Source organism: Daejeonella sp., from assembly GCF_030695525.1.
GTDB lineage: Bacteria > Bacteroidota > Bacteroidia > Sphingobacteriales > Sphingobacteriaceae > Daejeonella.
In genome coordinates this window covers 48,291-64,205 of sequence record NZ_JAUYSS010000056.1, presented here as the reverse complement: position 1 = coordinate 64,205, position 15,915 = coordinate 48,291, and the positions used below count along the sequence as shown (strand labels likewise).

Genomic DNA, 15,915 nt, shown 5'->3' with positions numbered 1-15,915 from the left:
GATGGGAAATCATAATCATACTCATAATTTCACGGAACAATTTACATTTTCTGGAAAATTAAAAACCTGGACCTTAATAGCAATAGTGCTTGGAATCCTTGCTACAGCTTTTGGTTTACTAACAGGTCAGCAGGAACGTACTTTCGCTAACCTGCTCTTAATGGCATATTACTTTACCTGTGTATGTGCGACAGGTTTATTCTTTCTTGCGGTGCAGTATGTTGCGCAGGCAGGCTGGGCAACAGGTTTGTTAAGAATACCTCAGGCGATGTCAAGGGTGCTTCCTATTGCATCTGTGATATTGTTTGTAGTGTGTGCTGCAGGTTTATTAACCCATAATTTATATCATCACTGGAATGGTGAAGGTCTTACTGATCCTAATAGTCCTAATTATGATAAACTGATTGCCGGAAAAGCTAGTTTTCTGAATGTGCCTTTCTTTTTAACCAGACTGGCCGTATTTCTTGCGGCTTACAGCTTCTTTGCATGGTTATTTGCAAAATATACCAAGGCACAGGAGTTAGAAGGCGGACTTGTTTATCACGATAAAAATTTTAAATGGTCGGCCATTTTCCTGATCGTTTTTGGATTTACTACCCCTATCTGGGCATTTGATACCATTATGTCATTGGAGGCTCACTGGTTCTCAACAATGTTCGGTTGGTATAACTTCGCAGCAATGTGGGTTAGTGGACTTTGTGTCATTACACTGATAGTAATTTTTATGAAGAAGGCAGGATATCTGAGCTGGATAAATGAAAACCATTTACATGATCTGGGTAAATTTATATTTGCATTCTCAATTTTCTGGACATATATCTGGTTCTCTCAATTTGTCCTCATCTATTATGCGAACATGCCTGAGGAAACCGTTTATTTTTACAAGCGCTGGGAACCTGAGTATCTTCCATGGTTTTGGTTGAATATAATTATTAACTTTCTTGCACCATTACTTATCCTGATGTCAAGAGATTCAAAGCGTCAAATGAATACATTAATGGTTGTTTGTATTTTGCTTTTGTGTGGTCATTGGCTGGATTATTATATGATGATTATGCCTGGAACCGTTGAGTCTCACAGAGGCTTTGGCATAATTGAAATTGGAATAGCCATTGGTTTTGTAGGACTTTTTACATTCCTTACACTTAATCAGTTAAGTAAGAAATCATTGGTTACAACAAATCATCCTTTTCTTCAGGAGAGTATCAATCACCAGATTTAAACACAGTTCTTAATAGCTAAAAGAAAATTTACGAATAATATGAGGTTAAGAGAAATTTTTAATATCAGAACTGTAGCTGCATTACTACTTATATGCACTCTTATTGTAACTAACAGTGCATCCTATGCGCGGGTTCAGGATTCTACAATCAGTTCAACGACTGCTGCGATTGACACGGCCGCAAAAGCTGCTGTAACTGAGCTTTCGCCATCAAATCTTCCTTTGATCAGTACCGCTGTTGATACTGTGGCAAGGTATATGAACATGCAACCCATAGCTGAAACAAAGGATTATTCCGAATCTTACAGATCAGCTACTTATTATGTACTGATGTTTTTCCTGCTATGCGTGTTTATTGCGATCATTGGGAAAATTTTAAAGGTATATGAAATTAGCCGTGAGATGCAGGGTGTAAAATCCAGCTTCAATGCCCGGAGAATTCAGGGTGTTTTGTTGGGAATCTTTTTGATTCTGGGTTTATATGGTGTTTATTGGTCTTATGCGGTGCAGGGGCCAATGAGTATGCATGAGTCAGCATCTGAACATGGACTTGATATAGACTTCATGTTTAATACAACCTTAATTTTAACTACTGTTGTATTTATATTAACTCATATTGCCCTTTTTGGATTCTCATTTAAGTATAGAGGATCTGAAAACAGGAAGGCCTATTTCTATCCGCATAATAATGCACTTGAGAGAATCTGGACTATTATTCCTGCAATAGTTTTAACAGTTCTTGTTTTGCTGGGATTCTTTACCTGGAGAGGTATTACCAATGTATCTCCGGAAGATCAGAAAAAAGCGATCAATATTGAGGTTACCGGTGAACAGTTCAAATGGAGCCTTCGATATGCGGGTGCTGATAATCAGATCGGAAGCCGTAATTACAAATTGACTACTCCAACTAACGGCCTTGGCATTGATTTCAAAGATCAGAAGAGTTGGGATGATAAATTGACCAGCGAGATTGTGATTCCTGTTAATAAGGCGGTACGGGTAATCATTAATTCTAAAGATGTATTACATAGCTTCTATCTTCCCGACTTCAGAGTACAGATGAATGCTGTTCCCGGAATGCCAACTTCATTTCAGTTCACACCTCGCCTTACCACTGCTCAAATGAGAGAGAAGAGAAATAATCCAAAGTATGATTATGTGCTTCTTTGTGCTAAGATCTGCGGAGCCGGCCATTACAATATGCAAGCTAAGGTTACTGTGGTTTCGGAAGCTGAATATGCTGCATGGCTTGCAAAGCAACCTTTATATTATAATGATGATGTGAAAAGAGAACTTCAGATGGCTGAAAATGCCAAAACTGAAGAAGTTAACAAAATAGCTTTAAATACAAATACTATTAAAAACTAATTATGGCAAGCACTGCAATACACGATTCAGCCGTACTTCACCAACACGACGATCACGGTCATGATCACGGACATCATAAGGAAACATTTATTACTAAATATATCTTTAGCCAGGATCATAAAATGATCGCCAAACAATTCCTTATTACAGGTATTGTAATGGCAGTAGTTGCTATGATTTTATCAATTCTTTTCAGGTTGCAGTTAGCATGGCCTGATGAGAGTTTTCCATTGCTCGAGACATTCCTTGGTGAAAAATGGGCTGAAGGAGGAAGGATAAAACCCGATTTTTATCTCGCGATTGTAACAATACACGGTACCATGATGGTATTCTTTGTGTTGACCGCCGGTTTGAGCGGGACCTTCAGTAACCTTCTTATTCCGCTTCAATTAGGAGCAAGGGATATGGCTTCGCCATTCCTTAATATGATCTCTTATTGGTTGTTTTTTACTTCATGTGTGATCATGATGTGTTCTTTCTTCGTAGAGAGTGGACCTGCAAGTTCAGGATGGACAGTTTATCCTCCCTTATCTGCCTTGCCGAAAGCCATTAGCGGATCAGGTACTGGTATGACACTATGGTTAATCAGTATGGTATTGTTCGTTGCATCTTCCCTGATTGGAGCATTAAACTATATCTCAACAATTCTGAATATGCGTACCAAAGGTATGGATATGTGGAAAATGCCATTGACGATCTGGGCTTTCTTCCTAACCGCAATTGTAGGTGTATTATCTTTCCCTGTATTGGTTTCTGCAGTCGTACTTCTGATTTTTGATCGTAGCTTCGGTACCAGTTTTTATCTTTCTGACATTGTGGTAGCCGGACAAATACTTCCTAATCAGGGTGGTAGCCCGGTTTTATGGCAGCACTTATTCTGGTTCCTGGGTCACCCTGAGGTATATATCGTAATCATGCCTGCATTGGGTATCACCTCAGAGGTAATTGCTACCAATTCCAGAAAGCCAATCTTTGGCTATCATGCGATGGTTTATTCCCTAATTGGTATTACGGTATTATCATTCATTGTTTGGGGTCACCATATGTTTGTAACGGGTATGAATCCGTTCCTTGGGGGTGTTTTCATGATCACTACTCTAATCATAGCAGTTCCTTCAGCAGTTAAAACTTTTAATTATCTGGCAACAATCTGGCGTGGAAACCTTCGTTTCACACCAGCCATGTTATTTGCTATCGGATTGGTATCATTCTTCATCTCTGGAGGACTTACAGGTTTATTCTTAGGAAATGCAGCCTTGGATATCAATCTGCATGATACTTATTTTGTAGTTGCTCACTTTCACCTTGTGATGGGCTGTGCTGCTATCTTTGGTATGCTTTGCGGTGTATATCACTGGTATCCAAAAATGTTTGGTCGTTTGATGGATGAGCGTTTAGGCTATATTCACTTTTGGTTAACATTTATAGGTGCCTACCTTGTATTCTTCCCAATGCACTTTATGGGTATTGATGGCGTGCCTCGTCGTTACTATGCTTTCACTGAGTTTGCATTTATGCAAGAGTGGTTAACAGTGAATGTGTTTGTAACATGGGCTGCAATTATTTCTGCACTTGCGCAGGTAGCATTCCTTTGGAATTTCTTCTATTCTATTTTTTACGGAAAAAAATCACCACAAAATCCTTGGGATTCAAATACATTGGAATGGACTGCCCCGGTAAAACATTTACACGGAAACTGGCCGGGAGAAATACCTTCAGTATATCGTTGGCCGTATGATTACAGTAAACCTGGTCACTATACTGACTTTATTCCACAAACCACTCCTTTTTCAGAAACAATGAGTTCTAACCTGCTCCATGATTTTGAAGGAAACCCTGAAGCTGAGCACATTCAACAGGAATGGGATAGACAGAATGCTTCCGAGCGGCATAATCCGGAACAGGTTTAAAAAATTTAATCTATAGTTTCAGCAGGCGATATCAAGATATCGCCTGCTTACTATAAGGAATATTCTTTCTGCCAATTCTGCAGGAAATTTTAAAGCGAATGTATCCTTTTTCGGGAAGAGGTTTCTGTCGTTAGAATTATCATAAATGCAAAATTTGTTTTTAGCTGAGGCTTGTATTTTAATCACCGTCGGTAATTCATATAAAACTGTGAACCAGAAAATATAGTGAGGAATTTTATATCCGACTTCAATAAATTAATTAAACTAAGGCTGACCCTTACCGTGGTCTTTTCTGCTTCTGTTTGTTTTTTAATGGGTAGCAGATTTCAGGGAGAAATTAATTGGATTAACTGGATTATTTTAACCCTTGGAGGATTTCTGGTTACAGGTGCTGCAAATGGATTTAATGAGATCATTGAAAAGGATCTGGATAAATTAATGAAAAGGACTATGGACAGACCAATTCCGTCCGGGAAAATGACTACAGGGCAGGCTCTTGTTCTTAGCCTTATTATGGGAATTTCCGGAACTTATCTGTTAGTAAGCCTTAATTTTCCTACAGGTGTATTAGCGGTTTTTTCTATATTTCTATACGCATTTGTCTATACTCCAATGAAACGGAAATCCCCTGTGGCCGTGTTTATAGGAGCATTCCCCGGAGCTTTTCCCCCAGTGATTGGATATTTTGCAGCTTTTAATGAACCCCAAATATCCTGGATTCCCATTATTTTATTTTTGATTCAGTTTGTCTGGCAATTCCCTCATTTTTGGGCCATCGCCTGGGTTCTTGACGAAGACTATAAGAGGGCAGGATTTCGATTATTGCCCAGTACCAGACAAGATAAAACAAGCGCTTTGTTCACCCTTGCTTCCACAATCATCCTGATTCCGGTGAGTATGATGCCTACGGTATACTTAATGCCTTCGGGTCAGCCTTTTGGCGGAAATATTTACACTGTTGTAGCAATCCTGGCTGGACTGTTTTTTGTCTGGCAGGCGGTTCAACTTTATTACAAAAGAGATGTGGCATCTGCTAAAAAGCTGATGTATATTTCATTTATTTATCTTCCTATAATGCAATTAACTTTGTTATTTGACTTTGTAGTATAAAATTTATCAAAATGGAAAATTTACAAGTTGAGGATAGATTAAATTTAAAAGCTAAGAAATTTTTAATGTGGCTTTTTATTATAGCTTCTTTTATGATGTTTGCCGCTTTAACCAGTGGGTTTATCGTCTATACTGAAGGAAATGCAGAACGCGGAATAAAAGTATTGCTTCCAAAAGCATTCATGTACAGTTCTGTGATAATCATACTGAGTAGTATTACAGCTCACATGGCCTACCTGGCGGCCAAAAATTTGCAATTAGGCAAGCAAAAATTATATATTCTTTTGACAATTTTGCTGGGTATTGCATTTTTTTACAGCCAGTTTCAGGCATGGCAGGCCTTATACAATTCAGGCGCCTATTTCGTTAATTATAATGCTTCCCAGTCCTTTATATATGTGTTTAGCGGGGCTCATTTAATACACGTGATCGTCGGACTTTTTTTTCTAATTTATGCCCTTATTGGTGCAATTCGCAATATTCCTCAGGTCCGGAATGTATTCCGTATGGAAGTTGCTTCAATTTTTTGGCATTTTCTTGATATCCTATGGATTTATCTATATGTTTTCTTACTTTTGAATCAATAATAACACAATATACCATTGTTTAAATGAACACTACTGTATCAAAATTAGATGAAATAAGAACTGACGCCTGGAGCGGCGGAAAGTCACCTTTTGCTGTAGAATACGGAAAACTAATGATGTGGTTTTTCCTTTTGTCAGATGCATTTACATTTTCAGCATTTCTAATTTATTATGGAGCCCAGCGCTTCAGTAAAATTAGCTGGCCTGATCCTGATGTGGTGTTTCAGTCAATACCCGGTTTAGCTGATCATGGATATCCACTGGTGTTTGTGGGTATTATGACATTTATTTTGATCATGAGCTCTGTAACAATGGTTCTTGCAGTAGAAGCAGGTCATCGTAATGCTAAAAGAGAGGTTGTTTGGTGGATGATTGCAACGATTATTGGCGGTTTGATGTTCCTGGGATGCCAGGCATTGGAATGGGCTCATTTACATCATGAAGGTTACTGGTGGGGTAGTTTCCCGGCATCATATACCGGCGTAGACACGGTCGGGGCCCTTCAGTTTTCCAACTTGTTCTTTACGATTACAGGTTTCCACGGTTTCCACGTGTTTACCGGTGTATTAATAAATATTATAATTCTATTTATGGTCATCGCAAATGTTTTCCAGAAAAGCGGCAGCTACCTGATGGTAGAAAAGGTTGGTTTATACTGGCACTTTGTAGACCTTGTTTGGGTATTCGTCTTTACATTTTTCTATTTAGTTTAAAATCCTGATAATCCATATAAAATGTCAGCAGAACACACACATGATGAACATGCTTCTGAGCATGAAGGAATGACCAAGAAAAAAATCTGGCAGGTTTTCTTTTACCTGTTAGGTATTACTGCCGTAGAATTTTTTATCGCCCTATACCTGATTCCTAAGGGTATTGTAGGTCACGGTATTGGTAATTTCGCTTATATAGTCCTTACACTGGTGAAAGCCTTTTACATAGTGGCCTATTTTATGCACTTGAAATTCGAGAAATATGCACTTAAAGCGGGTATTACCTTGTCTTTACTGTTTATTGTCTATTTCATTGTACTTATGCTTATTGAAGGGAACTACCAGTTCATTCACATGAATTAATGAGTTTACCCTCTTTTCCTGTAAAAAAAATTCTGATACTGCTGATATTATTGGCAGTACCCGGTACTTTATATTACCTGTTAAAAGAGAAAGGGCAGAACCGGTATCGCCCCCTTAACATATATGGGGAGAAAAAGGTAGCAACAACATTTCATTCAAAACGCGGTAAGCAGATTCCGGATACTATCTATCATGTGATCCGGGATTTCAGTCTCCTAAACCAAAATGGGGAAACCATTAAATTTCCTGCCGACAGTAATCAAATTACGGTAGTTAACTTTTTTTATACCCGCTGTCCACTCTTATGCCGTGATATGAATACGGATTTAGCAAGGGTGGCTAAAATGTATAGTAACAATCGTTTGATGCGATTTATTTCTATAACTGTAGACCCCGAGTACGATAGTCCGGCAGTACTTGCTGAATATAGTAAGCCATATACTTTAGAAAATAAAAAGTGGGATTTTTTGACCGGTGACAAGAACCTGATTTATTTGCTTGCAAGGGAAGATTTCATGGTAGATGCCATTGCAGATACTACCGCAAAAACAAATATTATACATAGTCCTATGCTCATGCTGATCGACCCCCAAAAGCGGATAAGAGGATATTATGATTCAAGCCTTGGACATGAGCAGATTACCTTGTTAAGTGATGAAATTAAATTATTAATTACAGAAGAGCTTAGAACTATTAAAGTACGCTAAGCTATTTGCTATATTTTCTAAATAGTATACTATGAGTGATAAACTGATTTCAAGAATTATTACAGCAGTATCAATTATTGTTCTGATTGTTGTTGTGATTTTGCAGTCTAAGCTTTTAAATATTTTCCCTCAAAAGGAGTCAATCCCCTCCTGGGTATTTTCCCTTCCTCTGTTTAATGCTATAATTAATGGTAGCTGCAGTATTCTACTGGTTCTGTCCCTGTATTTCATAAAAAGAAAAAATATTAAGGCACACAAGAATGTTAATATCCTCACGTTTATTCTTTCCTCCCTTTTTCTAGTATCATATATCATATTTCATGCTACCGGAATAAAAACCACTTATGGAGGAGTAGGCGCAATCCGGACTTTCTATTATATCATTTTAATTACTCATATTATTCTGGCTGCTATTGTGTTACCCCTGGTATTATTTAGTTTTCAAAAAGGTTTGCAAATGAAGGTTGAGCAACATAAAAAACTGGTGCGCTGGACTTATCCAATCTGGTTATATGTTACAGTCAGCGGGGTGATCGTCTATCTTATGATCTCGCCATATTATTCTTTTTAGATCTCCCATTTCGGGATCGGGCTTAAATCAGTATACTGTAAACTTATTTTGAATCAAGCTATTTCATTATTTTAATTCTCGCATTTGGTGTATCTTTACCTTATGAAATCGCTTAGAATAGCACTTATAAGTTTCATTCTGATATTCTCACTTCCGGATTTTTCTGAAGTTTCAGCTCAGTGCTCAATGTGTACCTTAAATGCCGAAAATTCTGTTAAGAATGGGAATACCGAAGGTAAAGGCCTTAATAATGGTATCTTATATCTATTAGCTGCTCCATACCTGGCAATTGCAGGTGTAGGATTTCTGTGGTACAAGAAGTACAGACGCAAAAATGTCAATTTAAATATTAAGGATAGTAAGATTAATCTTAATTGAGCCCCGCTTGATTTCTGTTAATGTTCTGATCTCTTTTAATCCCAGGTTTCTCTTATGGCAAAGACTTCTAAATTTATAGCGATAGCGACTGCTAAATGTCCTAAATGCAGAAGGGGGGATGTTTTTTCCGGGACTTTATATGGTATCAATTTTCAGGAAACCAATGAAAAATGTTCACATTGCGGAATGAAGTTTGAGATAGAGCCAGGTTATTTTTATGGTGCGATGTATGTCAGCTATGCATTTGTAGTAGCTGAGATGCTTAATGTAGGGCTCCTTACCTACCTGATTACAGGAAATGATAGCTCTCCATGGTTATATATTTCAACAATCATTGGGGCAATATTATTACTCACACCAATTAACTATCGTTACTCCAGAATATTCCTGCTTCATTTCCTGACCCCTAAAATTAAGTATTACCCTGATTACGATACTAATGATAAACTCAGCAACATTTGATTTTTTAAAAGATCTGGCTGCAAATAATAATCGGGACTGGTTTCAGGCGAATAAATTAAGGCATGATGTAGCCAGAAATAATGTACTTGAATTTGCAGATGAGCTGATCGCAAAGCTTTCAAAAATTGATCCTTCTGTATCACCGGACCTTGAATCGAAGAGTTGTGTGATGCGAATTTATCGCGATGTTCGTTTTAGTAAGGATAAAACACCTTATAAAACCAATTTCGGTGCGGGATTTTCTGAGAATGGCAAGAATTTTAAGGGAGCAGGATATTACCTGCATATTCATCCTGAGCATTCCTTCCTGGCCGGGGGATGCTGGATGCCGGAAGCGGATATACTTAAGGCGATCCGTCAGGAAATCGATTATAACGGAAGTGCTTTCCATCAAATTGTTGATAATAAATTATTTAAGCAATACTTTGCTAAACCGGATACTGAGTATAAATTAAAGACTCTTCCCAAAGGATATCTTCCTGGTCACCCGGATATTGAATATTTAAAGCTTAAAAGTTTTACATTTAGTCATCCATTGACCAAAACAGAACTTACTGGCCCTAACGCTATTGATTTGGTTTCCGATGGATTTAAACAATTGTACCCCTTTGTTGCTTTTCTGAGAAATGCAGCATCATAAAATTATTTTTAAATGAGGAACTCAGTTTATTCTGCTATTGCGCTGATTTTATTTGTCGGATTAATCACTTCATGTGTTGTCATGTCGCCGAAAAAGTATAACACATTAATCGCTCAGAAGGATTCACTTTCTCTTGGATGGGAAAATGCAAGAATTAAAATCGCCTCACTTGAGGGGATTATCTCAGGATTAAAATCAGATAGTTCAATTCTGCAAGCCAAAATTTCAGATCTCCAGGTTATAATTAAAGGGATGGATAACAGCCTTATTTCATTGCGTTCAAATTCATCTTCAGAAATAAAAAAGCTGGAAGAAAATCTTAAAAAGCTGGAAGCTGATTTGCAAAAACGGGAACTCAGATTGAGGGAAGTCGAAGATATATTACGTAAAAGGGATGAAGCCACCAACGCACTTAAAAATAAATTGCAAAAGGCTTTATTAGGCTTTCAACAAAGTGGTTTAACGGTTGATATCCGTAACGGGAAGGTCTATGTTTCACTAACCGACAAATTATTGTTTGGCAGTGGCAGTATTATTATTGACGATAAAGGAAAGCTTGCCTTAAGGGAGCTTGCAAATGTCCTTAAAACCCAACCCGAGATTAATATTTCTGTGGAAGGCCATACTGATAATCAGCGGGTAGTAAATCTTGGGCAGATAAAGGATAACTGGGATCTGAGTGTACTGCGGGCTACTTCCGTGGTGAGGTTTCTGACTGAAACAGAGAAAATTGAGAACGGTAGGATAACTGCAACGGGGAAGGGGGAATACCAGCCAATTGAGGCAGGTTCAAGTCCGGAAATCAGAAGCAGGAACAGACGAATAGAGATAGTCCTCTCACCTAAATTAGATGAATTATACAATCTGATTAAAGAATGATTAAAATATGATAAGTTGGTAAGCCGGATTTTTGCAAAAATCCGGCTTATGTCAGTACTTAAAAAGGACTAATTAGATTTTTAAACAAAGGTAGTACTTTGTCTTTTTCAGAAAGTATGATTTCTTCCGGGGCAATGCCCCAGTCAATGTTGAGTTCCGGGTCATTCCATAAAACACCAAATTCTGAATCCCTATTATAGAGACTTGTTACTTTATAAGTAAAGATGGTATCATCTTCGAGTGTAACAAAGCCATGCAAAAATCCGGGCGGTACCCAGAGCATAAGGTGATTGTCATCATTTAGTTCAAGGGCAACATGCTGCCCGTAGGTCTCTGATTCTTTACGTATATCTACGGCAACATCAATGACCCTGCCCTTAATGACCCTTACCAGTTTCCCCTGCGCATTGGGATTGGATTGGGCATGCAAGCCCCTTAAAGTTCCCTTTTGCGACATGGATTGATTGTCCTGTAAAAAATTGGCAGTAATACCAGCCTCATCGAAATTTCGCTTATTATAGCTTTCGTAAAAATATCCCCGGTCATCCTTCCAGATCTTTGGTTCTATGATAAGAAGATCCTTGATTTTTGTTTTTATAAAGTTCATTCAGCCTCAATAAATTCCATTAATGTACTAAAAAAGACAAATTTGTTCAGGAATTCTGCCGGAACATTGCTCTGCAGATGATTTGGTGATGTTTGCATGTATTCATTGTATTTTACAATTGAGCTGGCAATGTATTGGATACAGTAGGTAATACCTTCATTTGGTGAGTCTAGCACTTTCAGGACGCTGTAAGAAATAAAATGGCCGGTACTCATCATTTCTTTCAAATATTCAAACTTGAGCCATTTGAGCCAGTTATCATGAATTTCCTCATCCAGAATAATAGTGACATTGTATAAGATCATGCTGCGAAGATAGGAATAGGAATTTTAATATTTCAGTCCGAAAACTCAACCCAGTTTATCTCCTCTAAGCTGACGGAAGCGTTTTCTTGCTTCGATGATGTACAAACTGCCTGAATAATCATTTATTATTTTTTGATATAGTTCGATTGCTTTTTCAGGTTGGTTCAGCTTTGTTTCATAAATATCGGCCAGCATGAAAATAGCATCATCGCCCCAAAGATCTGAGCTGAAATTGTCTATTATTTTTTGTAGTTGAATAACCGCCTGTTCAAACTCACTTGAACTTATAAATATTTTGGATTTTGCCATTAAAATATCGTCAGCAAGCGAATTTGCAGGGTAAAGAATGTTTATACTATCTAAAATACCCAAAGCTTTTTCCGGCTGATTTTTAAATACGCTGAGTTCTGCATCCGAATATCTTTTCAGTGCCGCGGTATCACTCTCATTTAGCAAGTTATCAGAAATGAGCAAACTTAAATTGAGTGCATCATTTGCAATTAATTGGGATGTTGAACTTTTCAGTACATCAAGCTGCGCCTTTGCCCATAAAAAGTCCCCCTGAAAATATGCTAACCTGGCATTTTTATATCTGGCTTCCTGTCCGTAAACTTCGTTGGGGAATGACTTCTCGACCTGCCCAAAAATCAGGGCTGCTTCCCAAACTTCTCCTGATAAGGTATAGATATCCCCAAGCTCTAACTTCGTTTGTGCTATTATAATTGGCGTTATGCCGGGTAATTCTAGCAGTTGTTGAAGCTGTGAGGCCGATTCTGCAGGCTTTTTCAGATAAAATGCCTGTAAATTGGCAAGCTGCCGGATTGCAAAGGCAGTACCTGAATTTCGTCCGAATTCCTTTAATAATGATTCGAAATCGCTCTCCAGTGTCAGTAAATCTGATTTATCGAACTTGCCCGTAGTCAATTGTTTAGTTTTAACATTCAGGAGATCGATTTTTGCCGGAATATAATACCTGCTTTTCTCCCCTTTAGACACCAGATATTTCAGGGCTTCCACTCCCTGATCATATGCTTGATTTGAAATGAATACTCTCGACAGCTCAAATACCCTGCCTCCTTCTTCTTTTAATCTGCGATCGAGCGCGAGGGTTTGCCTCAATGCCATGTCAAAATCTTTTTGCTGGACGTACTGCCAGGCAAGGAACTCTGTTAACACAACATTTTGAGCATCTTTCTGTAAGCGGCGTAAGATTGCACTTTTTAGAAGATTAAAGTCATCTTTATCCTCAAGGATATTCCCCAAAACGCTTTGCGCTTGTTGTAATGCTTCAGGATTTATGCTTAAAAGCAATAAGTATTCTTCAATTAGCATTACTTTATCCTTACGGTAACGATATAAACTTAGGAGATCATAGATAAATGATTTTTCATCCTTAAGTATTTTTCGGCCAGTTAAAAAGGTTTTGATCGAGAAATCGTATGCTTCTGCCCTGTAAAAGGTTATTGCCAGATCTTTTATTGCAAATTCATTGGCAGGCAGGTTTTTAATCAGATTATTATATAATGCAATTGATTTTTCCTGTTCACCGCGTTCCTGCAAAATCCTTCCAAGATCAACCGGATAGTTAAAATTTTCAGGATTGTTCTTTTGAAGGGTCCTGGCCAGTTTTTCTGCTTCGTCAAACTTTTTTAAGCGGAGCAGACAACTGAAATATGGATCGTAATAACTTGCATTTTTGGTTCTGTTGAATAACTTTTCATAAAGCAAAGCTGCTTTTTCATAGTCACCAGACTGGAAATACTGTACAGCCATAGCTTCCTCAGAATTTAACTGTGCTTTCAGTTCTGAAGTGACAGATATAATCAATAGCAAAAGCAGGATTTTTTTCATCTGACCGGTTTGTTAACAATCTTTGTACACTTTCAATATAATCATTTGAAAGGATACCATTTGTTGTATATAATAAAGTTCGCTTTATTCATGTTTCATTTCAGGAAAAAAAACACTTGTAGTTTAAATGTTACGAATCCATTCAACTACTTAAAAATGTATTTATTAACTTGAGTGTTTAGTTTAGCAATATGTCTATTTGTTAGTTGAAGGTATTAATATCCTTTATTTTGTTTGTTTTGTTGCCTATTTAAAGTGTGTGCAACATAATTTGATTTTAATTTTAATAAAGAATGCTGGTATCAAAAATTTATTTATTCTGTTTTATTCTAGCCACGTTGGTGTCGTGTACAATGGAAAAAGCAACGAAACGGATACCCATAGAAAATTTTTTCAATGTCCCCATTAATACGTCTTATCTGGTTTCACCCGATGGTAAATATATTTCCTACCTAAAACCAGATAATAACAGAATTCATATTTATGTTGAAACCCTTGATGGGAAAACTACTACACAGTTAACCTGTGATTCTAACCGGAGTATCTCCAATTATTTCTGGGCTAGTAATAATGAGATTCTATATTTAAAAGGTGCCACCGAAAATCTGGATCCAGGTCTTTTTGCAGTCGACATTTATGGAAATAATAAGCGGGAGTTACTCTCATTCCCTAATACAAAAATCAGACTAATTTCTTCAGGCCCTGTAAGTGACGGCCAGGTTTTGGTTTCTCTGAACAAACGTGACTCTACGGTTTTTGATGCCTACCGATTAAATATTCAGACCGGAAAGCTGGCAATGTTATTTCAGAACCCCGGGAACATTACAAAATGGTATTCTGATCCTGCAGGAAAGTTAAGAATGGCTATTTCAAGTGATGGAGTCAATGAAACTTTGTTGTACCGTGATAAAGAGAGCCAGAACTTCAGGAGTGTTTTAACGAATAATTTCAAGACTAGTATTTCCCCTGTCAGTTTCAGTGCTGACAATAGTTGTATTTATGCATTGTCGAATAAAAATCGGGATAAAATGGCATTGGTTGAATTGGATTGTGTGACAGGGAAAGAGCACCGCGTTATTTATAGTAATCCTCAGGTTGATGTCTCAGAAGCAATTTACTCTGTCAACAAGAAAAAGTTAATCTATGCAGGCTTTGAAACCTGGAAAAAGGAGCGTCATTATCTTGATGATACTTTTAAAGCTACCTTTAAAAAACTCGAAGAATTGCTGCCTAACACTGAAATTGTGATTGCCAGTTCAGACTCTTTAGAAAAGAAATTTATTGTCAGAACCTATACAGATCGTAATCCGGGATCATTCTATTTATTTACATTAGATGATAATAAGCTGGTTAAGCTGAGTGATGTGAACTCATCCCTGAAGGTAGAAAATATGGCAGAAATGAAACCTATCAGCTATACTACCAGAGATGGTCTGACTGTATATGGGTATTTAACCCTTCCAATAGGTATGCCATCAAAAAATCTCCCGGTAGTTGTAATGCCTCATGGTGGACCCGATTCTAGGAATAGCTGGGGCTATAATTCTGAAGTTCAATTTCTCGCAAGCCGGGGTTATGCTGTATTTCAGGTTAATTTCAGAGGATCCAAAGGCTATGGAAAAGATTTCTGGATTGCAGGATTTAAGGAATGGGGAGCTAAGATGCAGGATGATATAACCGATGGTGTTCATTGGCTGATTGCCCAAAAGATTGCAGATCCATCCCGGATTGGAATTTATGGCTTCAGTTTTGGCGGTTTCTCTGCACTTCACGGCCTAATGTCTAATCCTGAACTTTACAGGTGCGGTGCTTCTTATTCTGGTTTCACCAATTTATTCACGTATTTTAAGGACATACCACCCTATTTCAGGCCTTATCTGCAGATGTATTATGAAACTGTGGGTAATCCTGAATCTGATGCTGATTATTTCAGAGCCGTATCCCCTGTTTTTCATACTGATAAAATCAAAGTGCCTGTTTTAATAGCTCAGGGTGCAAGAGATCCCAGAGTTAATATGAACGAAACCCATCAGTTTGTCAAGGAATTAAAAAAGAAGAAAGTACCGGTTACATATATTTTTAAGGAAGGAGAGGGGCATGTTTTTAGAAGCAATGAAAATCGACTTGAATTTTACAAGAACCTTGAAGTATTCCTAGATCAGAATCTAAGCAAGGAATAAGCGGATGCAGGAGTATCAATATATATACCGCAAAAATTTCACTCTGGTTATTATCTTCTTGT

17 protein-coding genes are annotated in these 15,915 nt (G+C 37.7%); 14 read left to right on the top strand and 3 right to left on the bottom strand.

Annotation, left to right across the window (positions count from 1 at the left end):
- The first annotated feature begins 1 nt into the window (after position 1).
- The 13 genes from Q8S11_RS13230 to Q8S11_RS13170 all read left to right on the top strand — a co-directional run bounded on the left by Q8S11_RS13230 (position 2) and on the right by Q8S11_RS13170 (position 10,910).
- A complete protein-coding gene (locus Q8S11_RS13230) occupies positions 2-1,222 on the top strand; it encodes a quinol:cytochrome C oxidoreductase (RefSeq protein ID WP_305662588.1) in 1,221 nt (406 codons plus the stop codon).
- Positions 1,223-1,261: 39 nt separating this feature from the next.
- Complete coding sequence (locus Q8S11_RS13225) at positions 1,262-2,590, top strand: cytochrome c oxidase subunit II (RefSeq protein ID WP_305662587.1); 1,329 nt, start codon at positions 1,262-1,264, stop codon at positions 2,588-2,590.
- Between the two features lie 2 nt (positions 2,591-2,592).
- Positions 2,593-4,500: a cbb3-type cytochrome c oxidase subunit I gene (locus Q8S11_RS13220; RefSeq protein WP_305662586.1), complete on the top strand. Its 1,908-nt coding sequence runs from the start codon at positions 2,593-2,595 to the stop codon at positions 4,498-4,500.
- Positions 4,501-4,725: 225 nt separating this feature from the next.
- Positions 4,726-5,610, top strand: coding sequence for a heme o synthase (cyoE, locus tag Q8S11_RS13215; protein WP_305662585.1), 885 nt, complete (start codon positions 4,726-4,728; stop codon positions 5,608-5,610).
- An 11-nt stretch (positions 5,611-5,621) separates the two neighbouring features.
- Complete coding sequence (locus Q8S11_RS13210) at positions 5,622-6,197, top strand: cytochrome c oxidase subunit 3 (protein WP_305662584.1); 576 nt, start codon at positions 5,622-5,624, stop codon at positions 6,195-6,197.
- Positions 6,198-6,220: 23 nt separating this feature from the next.
- A complete protein-coding gene (locus Q8S11_RS13205; protein ID WP_305662583.1) occupies positions 6,221-6,910 on the top strand; it encodes a cytochrome c oxidase subunit 3 in 690 nt (229 codons plus the stop codon).
- A gap of 21 nt (positions 6,911-6,931) precedes the next feature.
- Positions 6,932-7,273: a cytochrome C oxidase subunit IV family protein gene (locus Q8S11_RS13200; RefSeq protein WP_305662582.1), complete on the top strand. Its 342-nt coding sequence runs from the start codon at positions 6,932-6,934 to the stop codon at positions 7,271-7,273.
- Entirely contained in the window at positions 7,273-7,980 is a 708-nt protein-coding gene (locus Q8S11_RS13195; protein ID WP_305662581.1) for an SCO family protein, read from the top strand. Before Q8S11_RS13200 ends, Q8S11_RS13195 begins: the two co-directional genes overlap by 1 nt.
- Positions 7,981-8,011: 31 nt before the next feature.
- Positions 8,012-8,551 (top strand): DUF420 domain-containing protein, encoded by a 540-nt coding sequence (locus tag Q8S11_RS13190; protein WP_305662580.1) that lies wholly within the window; start codon positions 8,012-8,014, stop codon positions 8,549-8,551.
- Between the two features lie 102 nt (positions 8,552-8,653).
- The gene (locus tag Q8S11_RS13185; protein WP_305662579.1) at positions 8,654-8,929 is read left to right on the top strand and encodes a hypothetical protein; all 276 of its coding nucleotides are present in this window, start codon (positions 8,654-8,656) and stop codon (positions 8,927-8,929) included.
- A 54-nt stretch (positions 8,930-8,983) separates the two neighbouring features.
- Positions 8,984-9,391 (top strand): DUF983 domain-containing protein, encoded by a 408-nt coding sequence (locus Q8S11_RS13180; RefSeq protein ID WP_305662578.1) that lies wholly within the window; start codon positions 8,984-8,986, stop codon positions 9,389-9,391.
- Positions 9,369-10,031 carry a DUF2461 domain-containing protein gene (locus Q8S11_RS13175; RefSeq protein ID WP_305662577.1) on the top strand — a complete coding sequence of 221 codons (663 nt, stop codon included), beginning with the start codon at positions 9,369-9,371 and terminating at the stop codon, positions 10,029-10,031. Before Q8S11_RS13180 ends, Q8S11_RS13175 begins: the two co-directional genes overlap by 23 nt.
- A 12-nt stretch (positions 10,032-10,043) precedes the next feature.
- Entirely contained in the window at positions 10,044-10,910 is an 867-nt protein-coding gene (locus tag Q8S11_RS13170; protein WP_305662576.1) for an OmpA family protein, read from the top strand.
- A gap of 58 nt (positions 10,911-10,968) precedes the next feature.
- Here Q8S11_RS13170 and rfbC read toward each other — a convergent pair whose 3' ends face one another.
- The 3 genes from rfbC to Q8S11_RS13155 are packed head-to-tail and all read right to left on the bottom strand — an operon-like array spanning position 10,969 to position 13,673.
- Positions 10,969-11,517 carry a dTDP-4-dehydrorhamnose 3,5-epimerase gene (gene rfbC / locus Q8S11_RS13165; RefSeq protein ID WP_305662575.1) on the bottom strand — a complete coding sequence of 183 codons (549 nt, stop codon included), beginning with the start codon at positions 11,515-11,517 and terminating at the stop codon, positions 10,969-10,971.
- Positions 11,514-11,822: a DUF4286 family protein gene (locus Q8S11_RS13160; protein WP_305662574.1), complete on the bottom strand. Its 309-nt coding sequence runs from the start codon at positions 11,820-11,822 to the stop codon at positions 11,514-11,516. The genes rfbC and Q8S11_RS13160 overlap by 4 nt, the downstream gene beginning before the upstream one ends.
- Positions 11,823-11,867: 45 nt before the next feature.
- On the bottom strand, positions 11,868-13,673 hold the full coding sequence (locus tag Q8S11_RS13155; RefSeq protein WP_305662573.1) for a tetratricopeptide repeat protein: 1,806 nt from the start codon (positions 13,671-13,673) through the stop codon (positions 11,868-11,870).
- Between the two features lie 353 nt (positions 13,674-14,026).
- Here Q8S11_RS13155 and Q8S11_RS13150 point away from each other — a divergent pair, with 353 nt between their 5' ends.
- The gene (locus Q8S11_RS13150; protein WP_305662572.1) at positions 14,027-15,853 is read left to right on the top strand and encodes a S9 family peptidase; all 1,827 of its coding nucleotides are present in this window, start codon (positions 14,027-14,029) and stop codon (positions 15,851-15,853) included.
- Positions 15,854-15,915: the final 62 nt, after the last annotated feature.

Bases quoted from the DNA above. Each gene is read 5' to 3' on its own strand.
- Q8S11_RS13230 (WP_305662588.1), top strand. From the start codon at position 2: ATGGGAAATCATAATCATACTCATAATTTCACGGAACAATTTACATTT.
- Q8S11_RS13225 (WP_305662587.1), top strand. From the start codon at position 1,262: ATGAGGTTAAGAGAAATTTTTAATATCAGAACTGTAGCTGCATTACTA.
- Q8S11_RS13220 (WP_305662586.1), top strand. From the start codon at position 2,593: ATGGCAAGCACTGCAATACACGATTCAGCCGTACTTCACCAACACGAC.
- Q8S11_RS13210 (WP_305662584.1), top strand. From the start codon at position 5,622: ATGGAAAATTTACAAGTTGAGGATAGATTAAATTTAAAAGCTAAGAAA.
- Q8S11_RS13205 (WP_305662583.1), top strand. From the start codon at position 6,221: ATGAACACTACTGTATCAAAATTAGATGAAATAAGAACTGACGCCTGG.
- Q8S11_RS13200 (WP_305662582.1), top strand. From the start codon at position 6,932: ATGTCAGCAGAACACACACATGATGAACATGCTTCTGAGCATGAAGGA.
- Q8S11_RS13195 (WP_305662581.1), top strand. From the start codon at position 7,273: ATGAGTTTACCCTCTTTTCCTGTAAAAAAAATTCTGATACTGCTGATA.
- Q8S11_RS13190 (WP_305662580.1), top strand. From the start codon at position 8,012: ATGAGTGATAAACTGATTTCAAGAATTATTACAGCAGTATCAATTATT.
- Q8S11_RS13185 (WP_305662579.1), top strand. From the start codon at position 8,654: ATGAAATCGCTTAGAATAGCACTTATAAGTTTCATTCTGATATTCTCA.
- Q8S11_RS13180 (WP_305662578.1), top strand. From the start codon at position 8,984: ATGGCAAAGACTTCTAAATTTATAGCGATAGCGACTGCTAAATGTCCT.
- Q8S11_RS13175 (WP_305662577.1), top strand. From the start codon at position 9,369: ATGATAAACTCAGCAACATTTGATTTTTTAAAAGATCTGGCTGCAAAT.
- Q8S11_RS13170 (WP_305662576.1), top strand. From the start codon at position 10,044: ATGAGGAACTCAGTTTATTCTGCTATTGCGCTGATTTTATTTGTCGGA.
- rfbC (WP_305662575.1), bottom strand. From the start codon at position 11,517: ATGAACTTTATAAAAACAAAAATCAAGGATCTTCTTATCATAGAACCA.
- Q8S11_RS13160 (WP_305662574.1), bottom strand. From the start codon at position 11,822: ATGATCTTATACAATGTCACTATTATTCTGGATGAGGAAATTCATGAT.
- Q8S11_RS13155 (WP_305662573.1), bottom strand. From the start codon at position 13,673: ATGAAAAAAATCCTGCTTTTGCTATTGATTATATCTGTCACTTCAGAA.
- Q8S11_RS13150 (WP_305662572.1), top strand. From the start codon at position 14,027: ATGGAAAAAGCAACGAAACGGATACCCATAGAAAATTTTTTCAATGTC.